This window comes from Enterococcus sp. DIV1279b (assembly GCF_050531515.1).
GTDB classification, from domain to species: Bacteria; Bacillota; Bacilli; order Lactobacillales; family Enterococcaceae; genus Enterococcus_D; species Enterococcus_D casseliflavus.
Genome location: NZ_CP172891.1, coordinates 78,825 through 96,369, shown reverse-complemented (window position 1 = coordinate 96,369; position 17,545 = coordinate 78,825). Strand labels below are relative to the sequence as shown.

14 protein-coding genes are annotated in these 17,545 nt (G+C 45.9%); 4 read left to right on the top strand and 10 right to left on the bottom strand.

What is annotated here, in order from left to right; genetic code table 11:
- Positions 1–32 precede the first annotated feature (32 nt).
- Together IGI71_RS00425 and IGI71_RS00420 are read right to left on the bottom strand one after the other, a co-directional pair.
- Positions 33–2,459, bottom strand: a complete 2,427-nt coding sequence (locus tag IGI71_RS00425; protein ID WP_194199388.1) for a flavocytochrome c — start codon at positions 2,457–2,459, stop codon at positions 33–35.
- Between the two features lie 18 nt (positions 2,460–2,477).
- Positions 2,478–3,083, bottom strand: coding sequence for an NADPH-dependent FMN reductase (locus IGI71_RS00420; protein ID WP_008376652.1), 606 nt, complete (start codon positions 3,081–3,083; stop codon positions 2,478–2,480).
- Positions 3,084–3,346: 263 nt separating this feature from the next.
- Between IGI71_RS00420 and IGI71_RS00415 the strand changes: the two genes are divergently transcribed.
- Entirely contained in the window at positions 3,347–4,261 is a 915-nt protein-coding gene (locus IGI71_RS00415; RefSeq protein WP_016611628.1) for a LysR family transcriptional regulator, read from the top strand.
- Positions 4,262–4,326: 65 nt separating this feature from the next.
- Here the strand turns inward: IGI71_RS00415 and IGI71_RS00410 are convergent, their stop codons facing one another.
- The 3 genes from IGI71_RS00410 to IGI71_RS00400 form a co-directional block, all read right to left on the bottom strand.
- A complete protein-coding gene (locus tag IGI71_RS00410) occupies positions 4,327–5,268 on the bottom strand; it encodes an FAD:protein FMN transferase (RefSeq protein WP_218193005.1) in 942 nt (313 codons plus the stop codon).
- 137 nt (positions 5,269–5,405) lie between these two features.
- Positions 5,406–6,614, bottom strand: a complete 1,209-nt coding sequence (locus IGI71_RS00405) for an NAD(P)/FAD-dependent oxidoreductase (RefSeq protein ID WP_430616043.1) — start codon at positions 6,612–6,614, stop codon at positions 5,406–5,408.
- Between the two features lie 31 nt (positions 6,615–6,645).
- Positions 6,646–7,548: a prenyltransferase gene (locus tag IGI71_RS00400; protein WP_008376658.1), complete on the bottom strand. Its 903-nt coding sequence runs from the start codon at positions 7,546–7,548 to the stop codon at positions 6,646–6,648.
- 93 nt (positions 7,549–7,641) lie between these two features.
- On the opposite strand from IGI71_RS00400, the gene IGI71_RS00395 reads away from it, so the two are divergent.
- Positions 7,642–8,622, top strand: a complete 981-nt coding sequence (locus tag IGI71_RS00395) for a polyprenyl synthetase family protein (protein WP_429967570.1) — start codon at positions 7,642–7,644, stop codon at positions 8,620–8,622.
- Positions 8,623–8,676: 54 nt separating this feature from the next.
- Here the strand turns inward: IGI71_RS00395 and cydC are convergent, their stop codons facing one another.
- The 5 genes from cydC to IGI71_RS00370 all read right to left on the bottom strand — a co-directional run bounded on the left by cydC (position 8,677) and on the right by IGI71_RS00370 (position 15,741).
- A complete protein-coding gene (gene cydC / locus IGI71_RS00390) occupies positions 8,677–10,437 on the bottom strand; it encodes a thiol reductant ABC exporter subunit CydC (RefSeq protein ID WP_005232834.1) in 1,761 nt (586 codons plus the stop codon).
- Positions 10,430–12,151 carry a thiol reductant ABC exporter subunit CydD gene (gene cydD / locus IGI71_RS00385; RefSeq protein ID WP_430616041.1) on the bottom strand — a complete coding sequence of 574 codons (1,722 nt, stop codon included), beginning with the start codon at positions 12,149–12,151 and terminating at the stop codon, positions 10,430–10,432. Before cydD ends, cydC begins: the two co-directional genes overlap by 8 nt.
- Entirely contained in the window at positions 12,148–13,167 is a 1,020-nt protein-coding gene (gene cydB / locus IGI71_RS00380) for a cytochrome d ubiquinol oxidase subunit II (RefSeq protein WP_005226530.1), read from the bottom strand. Before cydB ends, cydD begins: the two co-directional genes overlap by 4 nt.
- Positions 13,164–14,594 (bottom strand): cytochrome ubiquinol oxidase subunit I, encoded by a 1,431-nt coding sequence (locus IGI71_RS00375; protein ID WP_430616040.1) that lies wholly within the window; start codon positions 14,592–14,594, stop codon positions 13,164–13,166. Before IGI71_RS00375 ends, cydB begins: the two co-directional genes overlap by 4 nt.
- A gap of 187 nt (positions 14,595–14,781) precedes the next feature.
- On the bottom strand, positions 14,782–15,741 hold the full coding sequence (locus tag IGI71_RS00370) for a helix-turn-helix domain-containing protein (protein WP_086294331.1): 960 nt from the start codon (positions 15,739–15,741) through the stop codon (positions 14,782–14,784).
- 95 nt (positions 15,742–15,836) lie between these two features.
- On the opposite strand from IGI71_RS00370, the gene IGI71_RS00365 reads away from it, so the two are divergent.
- Both IGI71_RS00365 and IGI71_RS00360 read left to right on the top strand, forming a co-directional pair.
- Positions 15,837–16,778, top strand: a complete 942-nt coding sequence (locus tag IGI71_RS00365) for an ABC transporter ATP-binding protein (RefSeq protein WP_015508713.1) — start codon at positions 15,837–15,839, stop codon at positions 16,776–16,778.
- Positions 16,775–17,527, top strand: a complete 753-nt coding sequence (locus IGI71_RS00360) for an ABC transporter permease (protein ID WP_430616038.1) — start codon at positions 16,775–16,777, stop codon at positions 17,525–17,527. Before IGI71_RS00365 ends, IGI71_RS00360 begins: the two co-directional genes overlap by 4 nt.
- The last annotated feature ends 18 nt before the right edge of the window (positions 17,528–17,545 follow it).

Genomic DNA, 17,545 nt, shown 5'->3' with positions numbered 1-17,545 from the left:
CGCGCGTGACGAGTCACAACGCGCAAGGCTTTTTATTCGAGATGTTCTGCGACTGCTGTCTTTCCAGCAATCCGGCCAAAAGTGAAGATGTCTGTCAACGAATTGCCGCCTAAGCGATTGCCGGCATGGATCCCCCCAGCAACTTCTCCTGCTGCATACAGTCCTTCAATGATTTGATCTTCCTTCGTCAACACATGGGTTTGCGGATCGATCTTCAATCCTCCCATCGTGTGGTGAACCGCTGGTTTTCTTGGTGTGGCATAGAAAGGCGCTTTTTCCACTTTCAAGTCGAAAACATCTTTGCCAAACTCTGGGTCTTTCCCAGCATCCACATAGCTGTTGTATTTCGCAACGGTCGCTTCTAAGACGGTTGGATCGACATTGATCTGCTCTGCCAGGCCAGCCAAGGTCTCACTACGGAACAGCGTACCAGCAGCTACTTGCTTATCGATTTTTTCTTGGCTCGTGTTATAAGCGGTTTTCTTGATCTCTTCATCCGCGATCAAATAGAACAATCCGCCATTATCGATCGCCGCTTGGGTCAATACATCGCGGCTTTCGTACTCATTGACAAAGCGCTCACCCTTTTGATTGACCATCACAAAGTTAGCTGGCGGCACTTGCAGCCCACTGAATAAAGCCCCTGTGTTCGGATCAGATACGGGCATCATTTGTGAAAAGCCCATGCCAACAAGGTCCGCGCCAGCACTTTCCCCTAGTTTGATCCCGTCACCAGTGATCGCTGGTGAATTTGACGTTTTGATATCGTCTTCGATCTCTGTCCAATAGGTATTGTATTGTTTCAACATTTTGGTGTTCGCTCCGAACCCGCCGGAAGCCAAAATCACTGCTTTGGCATGGATTGTGATTTTTTGACCGTTACGGCCTTCCCCGATGATTCCAGTAACCTTACCATCTTCGATCAATAATTCTTTGACAGGCGTATCGGTTAAGATCGTTCCGCCATGTTCTTTCACGAATTGATGCAAAGCCGATACAAAGGCATACCCTTCGTTTTTGACTGGTTTATGCCCACGGCGCCATTTCGCTCCTACTGGCATATCGACATTGTTCATATCAAATTCTACGCCGATTTCTTCTAACCATTTCACTGAGGCCAATGCTTGATCCGTCAAGATTTTCACTAGCTCGTACTTCCCATAGATCGGTTGCCCATTCAAATCTTTTCGTTTTCCGCCTAGATAAGTTTGGATTCGATGCCACAAAGCAGAATCAAACAAGTATTCTTTTTCTGGCGTCGTTTCTGAAAGATACGCAGTGATTTGTGCCTTCAAAGCTTTGAAGTCTGGCAAGTATTCTGCATCGATGTCTTGTTCATCGATCGTCAGCACTTCTTCTAAAGCACTGCGTTCGCCAGGCAATGCGGAGAAGCCGTTTTGCCATTTTGGATCCGCAGCATTCATCGGTCCGCCAGTACGTACGGTATTGCCGCCGATCGCTGGGAATTTTTCTACTAAGATCACGTCTTTATTGGCTTGCAGCACACTGGCAGCTGCACTCAGACCTGCGCCGCCGCCACCTACGACAACGACATCGGTAGTATACGTTTCATCTTCTGTTTGTAAAGCACTGGCGGCTTTTGGACGTTTGCGCAAGACATCTGGGTTCGCACCAGCCATTTTCACGGCTTTTGCTACCCCATCGACGACACCGTTACTAGTAACCGAAGCACCAGAGATCGCATCGACATTTAAGGTTTGCCCTTCAATGATCTCTTGAGGGATCCGTACGAAAACGACATCAGCGATCCCTTCTGATTCACCAGACGTATCGATATCGATGGCTTCGATCCGTTCTTCGCTCAATTTGACGACCATTGGTAGATCCCCGTTATGTCCTGGTGCTGTGACGGTGTATTCGCCAGGCTCATAAACGACTTCTTCTGGTACGTTCAACAAATTAGCGACTTCCGTAAACCGAACGAACTTGCGGAAACAGCTTTCCAAAAAGTCGATCGTTCGTTGATCTTTTAAATTGCCTTGTTCATCAAAGGCTTGATGCGCACGTCCCAACAAGAACTCATTTCCTGGCATGACTGTCGCATTGACACCTGGAGCGTCAAGGATTTGGCGCAAATGAAGCTGTGCTCGGGAGGAGCCTTGCACATCGTAGGATGCGCCGACGATCATCACTGGTTTGCCATCAAAGGGATGGAGATTGAAGGAGAGCCATTCCAAGACGCTTTTCAATGCGGAAGGAATCGAATGGTTATGCTCTGGTGTTGCGATAATCACTCCATCGGCTGCTAAAATCTTGCTATTTAACCGTTGGATCACTTCGCTATTGGTTTGATCTTGTGTTTCATTGAACATTGGAACATCCTTGATTTCCAGCAGTTCAATTTCTGCTAGGGCAGCAAATTCTCGCTGCATAAACGCTACTAATTGGCGATTGGTCGATTTTTTGGCGTTCGTTCCGATTAGGCCGACAAATTTCATGACTAGTTCCTCTCTTTCTTATGCTTGTTCCCACGAAAATTTCTTTGCTCGTTCTTTAGCCGTTGAATATTCACTGACCAGACGGTTCGTGATTTCGACGAACAAGACAAATTCATTGAAACAGTCTTCTAGTTCGGCAACTTTTTCGTTATCGATCAAGTTTCCTTGTTCATCGAAGGCTTGCATGGAATGCCCTAACAAAAATTCCGCACTCGGCATGATTCGGGCTTTTACTTCAGGCGCATCTAAGATCTGACGCAAGTGGGCTTGGGCTCTCGATGAACCTAATGCACCAAGAGAAGCACCCGTGATCATCACTGGTTTATCGATCAAAGGCCGCGTCGTATAAGAAAGCCATTCGATCATGCTTTTTAACACCGCTGGGATCGAGTGGTCGTATTCTGGTGTACTGATGATTACCCCATCTGCTGCTTCGATCTTCTCTGACAAGGCTTGGACTGCCGCTGGTGCCGTCCGATCTTCTGGTTCATTAAATGCCGGCAGATCACTGATTTCGCAAAGTTCGATCTCCGCTTGGTCACTAAAATGGCTTTGAATAAATTGCAGTAAGCGACGGTTGGTCGAACGCGTCGAGTTGGTTCCTACGATTCCAATCAATTTCATTATCATCTCTCCTAATTGTGAATAATTTAACATTTAACAAAAAATAAAAAGTTTTTGACCATTGGCTTTGATTTCTTTTTTCAATCGTTTCTCAAGTTGATTTTTACGACCTACTGAGATGAAAGGCTTCTTCCTAAACAAAAAAATCTTCCCCAAGTACCCATTAAGTGTACGGCTGAATTCTTTATTTGTGAAATATTTATTTAATTATTCATCGATAACAAATTTGTTATAATAAGAAAAATGACTAGGAGGACCACGCAATGGCACTTAAAGATTCCCATCTGATGCTGCAATACCTCGATACCTTGCTAAAACATAGCAACTATACCAAAGCCGCCAAAGACCTCTACATCTCACAGCCTTACTTGACACAAACCGTGAAACGTGCCGAACAAGAGCTAGGGACCCCCATCATCAATCGGCAGCCGGGTCATTTTCAACTGACGGAAGCTGGTAAAATCTATTATCAATATCTGGAAACCTTGGAAACAGAGTCTGCCAAATTGAAAAGTCGGCTGTCTTGGTATACCGCGACCGAGAAGCGTTCTTTGCGCTTAGGCATCTTGCCAAGCCTTGGTTCTTACCTGCTGCCGCTCTTTTTGCCTGCGTATTATGAACACTATCCCAACGTGCACTTTTTCTTGCGGGAAGACCTGCCGAAGCACAATGAAAAACGCCTGCTGAATGGGCAGCTGGACTTTTTTATCGGACAAAATCCTGAGACGATCGCACCGAATCTAACGGTCCACAGTACCAATCAAGAACGGTATCTAGCGATCATTCCGCCTTGTTCTTCCCTGTATCAACCAGGGAGGCGGTATTTAGCGCCTGATTCATTGGCCGTCAAAGACTTGCTGCAAAGTCCATTGATTTTGACCGCCAGCGGCTCGGCGATTCGGCGCCAAATCGATCAATTGCTGCAAAAATACAAAGTAGAGGCGACGGTTCTCATAGAAAGCAGCAATATTTATACAGCAGCGGCATTGGCAGAAAACAACCTTGGGATTGCGATCGTACCAGAAAGCGTGCTACAAGCAGCGACCGCGACCCCTTTTAATCTTTATCCAATGCCAGAGGAACTCTTGTCCCTCACCTATTTTATTGCCCACCAAGCCGAACGGGCATTGTCAAACAGCGAAGCCGCCTTGATCGAGGCCTTTTTGCACCACGTCTAGCTTTCCTTTTTTACAAAAAAAACAAGCAGCGATCACCTATATTCCTAGGTGATCGCTGCTTGCTTTCATTCTGCTGTTGGCGTTTCGATCAAACGTGCTAATTCTTGCGGATAGATCAATTCACCTTGTTTGGTAATGACTAATCCAGTGATCCCTTCTAACGGCGCCAGCTCCTGCAAGATGGCTGGTGGCTCTTTGCCGAATAAGCGGGTCGTCCAAATCTCTCCATCAACCGATTTGTCGGATAGAATCGTGACACTGGCAATGGCTGACTCTAACGGATAGCCCGTTTCTCGATCAAAGATATGATGATAGGTCTTGCCCGCTACCTGATAGGTTCGTTCATAGATCCCTGATGTAACGACTGACTGATTGTGTACCTTCAACGCGGCGACAAAATTCCCTCTTGGCAAGAAAGGATTTTGGATCCCGATCCGCCAATAGCCATCAGCATGGCTCGGGGCATCGCCGTAAGTCACCACATTGCCCCCAAGATCGATCAAAGCGGCTGTGACACCGACCTGCTTGAAATACGCCATCAACAAATCAGCAAAATACCCTTTCGCAACGGCCCCTAGATCAAGCTTCATGCCGGCAGCTAACCCAACGGTCTGCAGCGTTTCATCCAAAACGATCTTGGCGGGATCAGTCTTTGGCAGCAGTTCAGCGATTTTCTCAGGCGTTGGTAGATGGGCATCTTGAAACCCGATTCGCCATTCCTGCACTAAAGGACCGATGGCAATATTTAAGTAGCTATCTTTTGGCAAGCTATGGGTTTTCCCTAGTGCGATCAATTCAACCAATTCCGGTGTGGCGGCGATCGCTCCTTGTCCTGCCTGCTGATTGATCTGCATCAACTCCGACGTAGGGTCATTGGCACTAAAACGCTGTTCAAAGGCCACGGCTCTTTTCGCTGCTTCCTCTAAGATCACTTCTGGGGTTTCATGCTGCACCCAAATCGTGATCACCGTTCCCATTCCCTGTAACACTCGTTGACCTTCTGCCATTGTCCTTGCTCCTTTGTCCTCTTCTTTTGGCTATCATAGCAGTTTCTGGGAGAAAAAAGTAGTCTGCGGGATGCCGCCACTGCTTTTTTTGAAAAAAAAACTGCGAGGTCACCCTCGCAGTCTGCTGTCTCTATTACTCAATGATAAAAGTCGAAGCGGCCTTTCGCCAATACTTCTTTGACCCCACCGGTTTGGTACAAGGAACGGTCCATAATGGCTTTTTTCACCACGGAAGCGGGATAGCCTTTGATGCCCATTTTCCCTACTAAGCCAAAGGCATGGGTATTGCCGATAGACGCCACTGAACCTAATGATTCAAAGTAGAAATCTGTTGGTTTTTCCCCGTTCATTTGACGTAAGATATTTTTACCCGCATGCTGCCCCATCTTCAAAGCGATTTGAGCCGTTGTTGGATACGGGCGATTGGTCGCTGGGTCCATGACTGCTGAAACATCACCGACAACATAGACGTTACTATGATCAGGGTCTGTTAGGTCTTGATTGACCATCACGCGACCCCGACGAGCAGAAAAGTCTGATTCAGCCATCACATGGCTGCCGCTGACGCCTGTGGTCCAAACGATGGTTTTGGCTGATAATTCAGCTGTTGCTCCTGTATCGGCATCATCTTGATAGACAACGACACCCGGTTTGATTGATTTGATGGGTTTACCAGTCAGGAAGTTCACGCCCCATTTAACGAGATTTTTGATCCCATAATCCGATAGTTTTTCATCAAACATCGGTAATAAACGAGTCACTGCTTCGACACAATACAGTTTGATATCTTCTGGCTTGACGCCTGCTGCTTTCGCAAAGGTTTTACGGTTTTCCACCAATGAACCTAGCAATTCGATTCCGGTAAAACCAGCACCGCAGACAACGATTTTTAGGTAGTCAGGATTTTGTGTTTCTTTGTATGCCTTCATTTGTTTCAACAAATGATGATAGATGTTTTCTGCGGAGTCGACATCCACCATTTCCAACGCATGCTCCTCGACACCAGGGATCCCAAATGATTCTGATTCAAAGCCTAACGCCACGATCAAATAATCATACGTGCACGTGGATTGATCTTTAAAAACGATCACTTGCTGGTTACGATCGATCGACGCAACTTCCTTTTGAACAAAGCTCGTCTTTTGGGGACGAACGACATCATTGATGGGATAGCAAATGCGGTCTCTTGGTTGCGTACCAGCCGCAACTTCATGAAGATCGGTTGCCTCATAATGATAATCGTTTTTGTCGATCAATGTGATGTGAAACGCTTCTTTTGCTCCTTGCAGTACGTGCAATGCTCGCAATCCAGCATACCCTGCTCCTAAAATGACAACTTCCTTCATGTTTCCTTACTTCCTTTCTTTGCTGTAAAAATTATAAAATCAAACCAATCGCAAAACTCAGCACTTGTACGCATGCTCCGACCGCAAGGATCCGAACGGCACAAATGAAGGTCTCTCTTTTGATTTGTTTTTGCATAAATCGTTTTGTCTGTTGCCAGACAAAGGGCGCCGCGAAAAAGGTCAGAACCAGTGACCAAGGCGCAATGTTGAGAGCAACTGAGGCAATGATCGCAACAAATGCCAAGACGTTCATCGCGATAAATAATTTCAACGCACGGGCTTTACCAAGGTAATGCACCAGCGTATAGCGCTCATTTTTTTCATCCTCTTCCAGATCACAAATGTTGTTTGCCAGCATCAAGTTGGCGATCCATAATGTGTTGGGTAATGAGATCAAGAAAATACTGCCAATCGTGGCAATGTTCCATTCAAAGGTTTGATAGGCATTAAGATAGACACAGATCAATGAGATCATAAAGCCCATCGTAAAGCCGGAAAAGAACTCGCCTAAAGGCAAACTAGAAAGCGGCCGTGGACCAGAGGAATAAAAGATCCCGACTAGGTAACAATACAGCCCCATCCAAAAGAGCGGCCAGCCAACCACCATTGCCAAGGCGATCCCCATGGCAGCGGAAAGGATGATCATGGAGACCATCAACCAAAAAACCAATTTGACAGACAATTGTTCCCGACCAATGATATTGGTTTTTTCTTTGTAATCATGCCCTTCTGTGGCATGATGGTAATCGTTGTAGTTATCTAAAATATCCACCGCCATATTGAAGATCAGCATGGCAATGAAATACAACAAGACATAGCCAAGATGAATCGTTTGATAATTGTACCAGCTGTAGCAGACACCAATAAAAAATGGCAAAATACTGGCGGTTTTTGCTTTAAATTCGACAAGTTCTAAAAATACAGGTAGCGTCACAACTTCACCTCCTTTAGTGAGTGCATTAAACTAGTCAATCACGCCCCTTTACGCTAGAATAAGGGCTGAATGACTGTTAGAAAGGGTTATACTATGTTTGACTTTTGGATCGATTATCCGACGATCGAACAACGATTGAAAACCGTATGTTCCATCATTGAAGAACACGTTACTGTTCGTAACAAAGAGATACAAGATGTTTTGATCGACTTTACTTATTCAGGTGGAAAAATGCTGCGGCCAGCGCTCTTTTTTTTATTTGCTGACTTAGGCGATCCCCATTATAAAAAAACCGACCAATTAACAAAAATTGCTGCTTCTCTAGAAATTTTACACATGGCCACTTTGATCCATGACGACATTATTGACGATTCGCCGCTGCGGCGCAGTCAAATCACTGTTCAAGCCAAATACGGCAAGGATATCGCGGTCTACACGGGTGATCTTTTGTTCACCCAATTTTTTGAGCTTTTGATCGAAAGTATGAATGGCTCCCCGTTTTTAAAAACCAACGCACAAGCCATGAAACGACTCCTTTTAGGTGAACTTGATCAAATGCACACTCGCTACAACATCCATGAATCGATTGACGACTATCTGCAAAGCATCAACGGCAAAACCGCTGAACTGTTTTGGCTCGCTTGTCTCGAAGGCGCTCATTTTGGCGGCCTCGACACAGAAAACCAAGAACGAGCTGGTGAGATCGGTCGCAACATCGGGATCGCCTTTCAAGTATTCGACGATATTCTCGACTACACCTCTGATAGCGGCACCTTGAAAAAACCGATTCTAGAAGATTTGGCGCAAGGGGTCTATACCTTGCCGCTGCTATTTGCCAAAGAACAGGCACCTGCAGCATTCGCTCCTTATTTGAATAAAAAAGCAGCACTCTCCTTGGCAGAAGCCCAAGAAGTTGCGGATCTTGTCGTCCGTTACGGCGGTGTCGAAAAAGCGCGCGCTTTCGCGGTCACCTACACGCAAAAAGCCTTAGACGACATCGATCTGCTGCCAGAAGCACCTAGCAAGGCCAAAATTCGTTCATTAACTGAACTGCTCTTGCAGCGCAATTACTGAGCCATAGAGCAATGAGAAGAAAAGCGTCCATCACTGATTGATGGACGCTCTTTTTTATCGTCGTCCTTGGTCAATGGCCAATAAGTGTTGAAAATGTTTATTTTCTGCGGCCAATTCGGCAGGTGTTCCGCTCATGGTCAACTGACCATCTTCAATAAAAAGCACACGATCCATCATCGAAATTCCTTGCAAGTGGTGGGTGATCCAAATGATCGTTTTGTTCTCCAGCACTTGGAAAAAGGTTTCAAGTACGCCTTGCTCCGTGATTGGGTCTAAGCCGACGGTTGGCTCATCCAATAAGATGATTGGGGTGTCTTTTAGCAAGATTCGCGCCAATGCCAAACGATGCCGTTCTCCACCAGAAAAACGCAAGCCGGCTTCATCCACCATCGTCGCCAAACCATTAGGCAAAGCTGCCACCATTTCTTTCAACCCGACTTGCTCCAGTACGCGCCAGACTTCTTCTTCCGAAGCCGACTCATTGCCTAGCCGAATATTATTCAAGACGGTCGTATGGAAAAGATAGGGACTTTGATTGATGACACCGATCAAGTCACTGATTGACTCACTCAATGCCGTCACTGGCACGTCATTTAAGGTGATCGCCCCTTGCGTCGGTTGCAGATCGCCTCGCAACAAGGAGGCAAATGTACTTTTCCCAGAACCGCTGCGGCCAAGGATCGCTAGTTTTTGATGTGCAGGAATCGTTAGATCCAGCCCATGAAGCACTTCTTTGCCTTCAGGATACTGAAAATGCAAGTCCTTGACTGTGATCGACACGAGGCCCGTCACTTCAGGTACTAACGGTTGCTCCATGGAGACCTCTTGGCGATTTTCTTCTGGCAATGCATTGAAGCGATCGATGGAGTCTTTGTACCGATTGGTTTCTTGAGCAGCTGACGGTAATGGCGCAAATGCATCAACTAAAGGAAAGACACACAGGACAAAGGCAGCGATCCAGTTGGCTGCTCCTCCGTGGTTACCTGGAAAGCGAATGCTGGTCCAAAGCAGCAATGCGACAGCGATCACCCCAAAGATGCTTTGTAAAAGAAAATCACGCCGGCGATCAAAGGACAGCATCTGTTCATCCACCGCCCGCAACTGCGTTTCCAGTTCCTTATGGGCAGCCACGTACTCGCTCCCTCTTTGAGAGAAGACCCAATCAGAAACCCCTAATACATTATCCGTCAGTGTCGTATACAAGTTGTTTTTCATATGTTTTTGCTTTTCTTGCCGCGCGCCGTTGATGATCACCGACCAAAGTGGCAAGACAAAGACGATGGTTCCTAATAGCAGCAGCATCACCAAAGCAAACCACCAAGAAAAATAGCCGAGTCCAATGATCAAGAACGCATACAAGATCCAAGCGATCACGGTAGGAAAGATCGTCCGCAAATACAGGTTTTGAATATGGTTGATATCTTCTGCCAATAAGCCCAAGATATCCCCCGTGCGATGCGCTTGCTTAAAGAAGATCGCATCTTTTTCTACTACGTTGTACAATTTCAATCGTAAATTAGAGGTCATGCGCAAGACCCAGCTATGACTGGTCAACCGTTCCAAATAGCGAAAGACTGGACGGCCGATCCCAAACGCTCGGGTCAGTACGATGGGGATGTAAACCAATAGAATGTTTTCTGGGATCGATGCCGAGCGGCTGATCAGGTACCCAGAATTAAACATCAGTGCCCCACCACAGAAAAAGGTCAAGAAGCCTAGGAATAAGGCCAGCGCCAAAACGTTTTTGTATTTTGACAAGAAAGGCTTGACCCACGTATCAGTTTTCAATGAGCGCAATAAGCCGATTTTATTCAAGCTGTTCCCTCCTCATTCCATTGACTAGTTCTGTAAAAGCACCTTGCTTTTGCTGCAGTTGTGCCAAGGTTCCTTGTTCCACGATTCTTCCTTGATCCATCACGATGATTTCATCCATTTCTTCCATCCAGTGCAAGCGATGGGTTGCAAAAAAGACTAAACGGTTTTCCATCAGCGGCAGCATCCGTTCCTTTAAGGCAACTTCGGTTTCAATATCCAAATGAGCCGTTGGTTCATCAAACAAAAGAATCTTTCGTTGCTGGTCTAAAAAGGCACGGGCTAGAGCGATCCGTTGGGCTTGTCCGCCACTTAGATGCCGTTCCCCTTCTCCTAACATCGTGTCCAACCCTTGCGGCAGCTCCGCCAAAAGCTCAGTCAAGCCTGCCACTTCAATGGCCTTCAGTACGGCTTCTTTGGTAGCTGTCGGCTGATAAAACGCGACATTTTCCTGCAAGGTCAACCGATAGATATAAGGATTTTGCGGAATATAGATCAGCTGTTCTTGCCAGCTTGCTTGGCGAAAGGCCGTGGTCTTCGCCCCTCCGAGAGTGATCTCGCCACTGTCTGGCACGAGAAAGCCACTCAAGGTATTGATCAAGGTAGACTTGCCAGAACCGCTCAAACCGATGATCCCGATCTTTTTGAAGCCAGTCACGTTCAAGTTGATATCCGTCAAAGCCGCTTTTTCCTCGTAGGAAAACGCCAGCTGATCGATCGTTAACTGGGCGTCTTCCTGCCAACGAGGCACCGTTACTGCCGGTACTTGGGCTTCGGGCTGATGCAAGATCTCCGTCACCGCAGTCATCGCATTTTTTCCGTCTAAGGTTGCATGGTAATCACTGGAAAAGTCGCGGATCGGCAAGAAGTATTCTGGTGCTAAAATCAAGATGGTTAACGCTGGAAACAGCAAGATTCCTTCATTGATCAGCCGCAAGCCTAGCAAGACTGCCACGACGGCAATCGATAAGGTCGTGAAAAAGTCTAAGGCGAAGGTCGATAAAATACCGACTTTTAATGAAGCCATCGTCGCTTTGCGAAACCGTTCGCTGGAAGCAAAGATACTTTTACCGTATTTTTTACTGACCCCAAACAATTTCAGCGTGTCGATCCCTCGCAGGGAGTCGATGAAATGATTGGACAGTAATTGAAACGTTCGGTATTGTTTTTCCGCTTTGCTTTGCGCGGCATAGCCCAAGATGATCATAAAAATGATGATCAAGGGGAACACCAACAGCAAGACCAAGCCCGACTCCCAATCCAGATAAAAAACGAGTGCCAAAATGATCCAAGGAATGATCGACATATTCATGATTTTGGCAAGAATCAATTTCAAGTAGTTTTCGACTTGGTTGATCCCTTCCAAGACCATCGTTGTTACATTCCCCGTCCCTTGCTGTTGTGCGATCTGAGGACCGACCCGAAACAATTTCTCCAACAATTGATCCCGCAGATCGGCGGCTTGCTGGTAACTGTAATCATCAAGTCTTTTGGAACGGAAATAGATAACGGCTTGTCGGGCGATAAACGAACAAAAGAACAGCAGAATCCAGCCCCACTGTTCCTCTAATGGTCGTCCTTCCCATAAGCCAGTGATGGCACGTGCCAATCCATACGCCTGCCCAATAATGAAGAGCGCCTGCAGGAACGAAAGTCCCGCAAGCAGCCCTAAAAGTTGTTTCATTCCTGGGAGCTTCATGATTTGTTTATCAATCATTTATACCCCTCCAACGCCTCCGTATGACTGATCCGTTTACGGAAGATATAGTAACTCCAAGCCGTATAGGCCAAGACGAAAGGCAAGATCGTCAGTGAAAGATAACTCATGATCTTCAATGTGTAGCGGCTTGAAGACGCATCAGCGATCAACAGGTCATAGCTTGAATCGATCGAACTGATCAAGACTCTTGGGAATAACCCTGTGAAGATCAATGCCACCAAAGCGATCAACGTCAAGCCGCTCGCAATGAAAGCCATCATTTCTTTGCCTTTAAAGACGCCGATATTTGCAATCAGTGTCAGGACAACGATCACGAGCAACAAACCAAGCGTTGTCGCAAAATGATTCTCGAAGAAATCCGTTTGGAAGTAAAGCATCACAGCAAAGACGACTAAGCCTGCATATAAGATGCCATAAAAAATACTTGCATAGTTGCGTGCCCGTGCCCGAATCGGACCTTCCGTTTTCAAAGCGATATAGTTTAATCCGTGCAAGTAGCACAACAAGGTCAACGCGATCCCGCCAACGATTGAAAAGGGATTGACGTAATCCGTAAAGGTTGCCGTCATGTTGCCATCTTCACCCAAAGGCATTCCTTGGATCATGCTGACAAACATCAGACCGAAGAAAAACGGTACGATCGTACTGCCGATCGTCAACGTCCAGTTCCAAATGTTTTTGTGTTCTTTCGGGAAGTTTGCTCGAAACTCAAAGGAAACACCGCGAATGATCAACCCGACTAAGATCAATAACAAAATCAAATAAAAACCGCTGAACAAAGAAGCATACCAGTATGGAAACGAGGCGAACATCGCTCCGCCAGCGGTCAATAGCCACACTTCATTGCCATCCCAGACAGGCCCGATCGTTTTAACGATCTGGTCTTTTTCCTCTTCATTGTGGGCCAATGTCTGCACAGACATCCCCACACCAAAGTCAAACCCTTCTAAGAAGAAGAAGCCAGAAAATAAAAGCCCAATCAACGTGAACCATAGTAATTGCAGACCGGTCATCCTTCAAACGCCTCCTTATCAAATGGGTCTTCGTACCCTTCTTGCTTGTCTCCTTGGCTGATTTCGCCGAAGGCTTCTTTTTCAGGTCCATGATCCATTTCCCGTTTCACCAGATAGACCATCGTTCCGCCCAAGCCAGAGAACAAGAGGAAGTAAACGATGTTTGAGATCAAGAGTGAGGTCACGGAAACGTTTGGTGACACACTATCTTCGATCGTAAACAAGCCGTAAACCGTCCATGGGTAACGTCCTAACTCCGTGATCAGCCAACCAGCTGTATTGGCAATAAATGGGGTGAACAAAGTGATCGCCACTACCCAAAGCAGCCAGCGTTTTTCAAAGAGCCACGGTTTCTTCTTACGCGTAAAGTACAACCCCAGACCAGAAACCAACAGCATCAAGGCACCAAAACCAGCCATGATCCGGAAGCTCCAAAAGAGTGTGTTGACCGGCGGGTAGTAATTACGGTCGCCGTAGGTTTCAATCAATTGCTGATTGACCGTATCCATCCCGTCGATGGAGCCGAAGGGTTCATTGAAGGCTAAGATACTCAACATATATGGAATCGAAACACCGAAGACTTGGTGATGTTCTGCTTCATTCGCCCAAGCAACGACGGTCCAAGCCGCAGGACTCCCAGTATCTTCATAGGCCCCTTCCATTGCGGCAAATTTCATTGGTTGTTCTTCAACCAAGTATTTCATTTGTTCATCCCCAGCTAGCAAGACGGTGAATGAACCGAACAATGCCACCGCAAAACCGATCCGCATTGATTTTTTGAAGAAATCACGTTCAATGTCTTTGTCTTTCTTCAATAGACGAAAGGCTGATAAACCAGCAACAATGATTCCACCCATCGTGATGGCTGCTGTGATCACGTGTAAAAACTCATACCACACCTGTGGATTTGCCAATAATGCACCGAAGTCAGTCATTTCTGCCCGGCCATTGTTCAAGGTATACCCCACTGGATGCTGCATAAAACTATTGGCAGCTAAGATCCAAAACGCCGATAGCATCGAACCCAGCGTCACCAACCAGAAAAAGGTGGCGTGCAGCTTGGGACTGACCCGATCCCATGTAAAGATCCACAGTCCTAAGAACGTCGATTCTAAGAAGAACGCCAACAAAGCTTCTAAAGCCAAGGGCGCACCAAAAATATCCCCGACAAAACGAGAATAGTCTGACCAGTTCATCCCAAATTGAAATTCTTGAATGATCCCTGTCACGACCCCGACAGCAAAACTCAATAGAAAAATATTTCCCCAAAACTTCGTCATCCGGCGATATTTTTCATCTTTTTTGATCACATAAAGTGTCTCCATAATTGCAACGACGACACCAGTTCCGATCGAAAACGGTACAAAGAAAAAGTGAAAAATCGTCGTCATCGCAAACTGGATTCGCGCTAGTGTCACAATATCCATCCTACATCCTCCTATTTCATAAAAAGTACATTAAAATAATTCTAAATAAAGAAAAATTCCAACTTCGAATATACTCCTCTAATCAGTAAAAAAGAAGCAAATTGCTTGCATTTACTGATTTTTAATCACTTCCTCTCCGATTCTTAAACATAAGGCGCTTTCATCGGCGGGAAACAGCTTTTTCTAGCTACTCCCAGCCAAAGCGGGTTCCTTCAGAAAGCAATGGATCACTCAATAAAATCCCTGGGAACTCTTCTTTCAATACAGATGTGCTTAATAATTGATACATAGCAAACGTGTTCTTCATCCCTAATCTTTCCAGCTGATCTAACGTTTGCTGCATCAAGTCCGCTGCTTGTGCCTTATTTTGTTTTAATAGACATGTCCAGCCTTCAAAAAACGGCATAAAGATCGCTTGTTCAATGTGCTCTTTTTCATAAACATGATCTCGCCATAAATGAAAGGTCTTTTCCGCATAATTCGCCTCGTCGAAAACAGCAAAGACAGAAAATACCGTCTCAAACGTGTTGTACAAAATATCTTCATTGCCAGGAATTTTTGCAAAGCGCTGACTCTTTTTGATGGCGATCGTCAAGCAGCGCCAAAGCAAAGCCGGCTCCATCGAAATTGCTACGCGGGCAAACAGCCGCAGCTCATAAACACCCCATGTATCGGTATTCAGCAAGTAATGCTTGGCAGAGTCCAAACAGTAATTGTGTTTCAAGTAAGCCTCCTCGATGGGCACCCCTTTAAAAAGCTCCTCTTTCATCAAGTAGTCAAAACGGATCAGTTGTAAGAAGTGGTCCAGCTCCAAGGAGTAATGCTGTTGAAAGTACGTGGTCAGCTTTTGATATTTCTTTTTTAATTTAGGTACTTCATCAATGGATTCGATCCCCATCGAACGGACATAGTCAACCATTAGCTTTTGAGCCTCCGAATGATGCTCCCCCGTATGTAGCAGCTGAAATTCGGCAAAACTAACTTCTAGTTTATCTAGCAAACGATGAAATCGTTCGCAGGAAATCGTCGTTTTGCCATTTTCAAATTGCGATAACAAAGACATCGACAATTGTTCATCCACCAATTCCTTCAACAGCAAGCCTTTGCTTTTGCGAAGCTCTTTCACTGTCGCACCATAATTGTTCATTTTTTCACCTTCTTTTTCAATATATTGAAATAAGCAGTTGCTTTTCGCAAAGAGCCTTTATAGTTGAATTATCTTATAGAAACGAGGGAAAAGCTATGGATACCCATATAAAAAAGAAAATGCTTCACGTGAAACATTTACAAAAAAGCTTCAAAGACAAAACTGTTTTGAAAGAGGTCACTTTTGACGTCACTCCTGGCGAAGTATTTGTCTTACTAGGATCAAACGGCGCTGGAAAAACCACTTTAGTCAAAATTTTGTCCACTATCCTACCTTTTGACCAAGGAACCGCGCTGATCGATGGGATCGACTTGACCAAAGATCCAGCAGCGATTCGCGAAAAAATCAGTCTGACAGGGCAATTTTCCGCCGTCGATCAAGAACTGACCGGACGAGAAAACTTGCTGATGATTGCTGCCTTGCGCCATGTCAAAAACAAACAGTTTATCGTCCAACATTTGTTAGAGCGTTTTGATTTGGTGGATGCCAGCAACCGACTAGTCAAAAATTATTCTGGTGGCATGCGACGACGCTTAGACATCGCCATGAGTTTTATCGGCGAACCTGACCTGCTCTTTTTGGATGAACCAACGACCGGGTTAGACCCGCAAAACCGCTTAGCCACATGGCACATGATCAAAGAGATCGCCGCTCAAGGACGAACGATTTTCCTGACGACTCAATACCTCGAAGAAGCTGAATTTTTAGCAGACCAAGTCGCCATCTTGCATGAAGGGAAAATCATCTTGCAAGGAACACCAACGGAAGTCAAAGCACTGCATCCTTCACAAACGATGGAAATCAGCGTATTGACGAAAGAACACTTGCAGACCGTGCGACAGCATCTGTCTGACTTTCCGCTGCAAGTCAATGAGTCCAGTCTCTCTCTGGCATTTCCCGTCAGTCAAGACTTCCAGCATTCCTTCACGCTGTTGCAGGAACTCAATCAACTACCGATCACTATAACCAGTTTTAATCAAAAGAATGCTTCGTTAGAAGATATTTTTCTAACACTTGTCCAAGGAGGAAACCAATGAAAGCAATTATAGAAACCAACACCTTATTCAACCGCAATCTCTTGCTATCGATTCGCAGTATGGAGACTTTGCTAAGTGGGATTTTGACCCCAGCGATTTTAATGATCCTCTTCGTCTATGTTTTTGGGGGAGCCATGAACGTCGGCGATACCTCTTATGTCGATTTTGTCGTTCCTGGTGTTCTCGTCCAATGTATCGCCCAAAGCGCCTCCTCCGTTGGGGTAACGGTGACGGAAGATTTGAAATCCGGCATGGTGGAACGGCTGATGACCTTGAACATCTCTAACTCAGCCTTTTTAAACGGGCATGTCTTCGCCGCGACCCTTCGGAGCTTGATCAGCACCTTGGTCGTGTTGATCGTCGCCATGATCATCGGTTTTCGCCCCCAAGCCACAGTTACTGGCTGGGGACTCGCCTTCCTATTGATCTTTTGCTTCACCTTCGCCTTTACTTGGGTCTCCGTTCTGGTTGGTCTCATCGCCAAAAGCCCCGAGACAGCGACCTTGTTTACTGTCTTGATCACCCTGTTGCCCTACTTAAGCTCTGGTTTCGTCCCTACGGAAACCATGCCGCGCCCATTAGCCATTTTTGCTGAATACCAACCAATGTCGCCGATCATCCATTCTTTGCGAGGGCTTTTGTTAAACTTAAAAGATACCACCTTGATCAGTGCCTTTAGCTGGTGCGGCGGTATCGTAGTGGTGAGCTGGTTCTTGGCACGAATGCTTTATCAGAAACGGTTACGCTAGGTAAAAGGAATCAGTGGT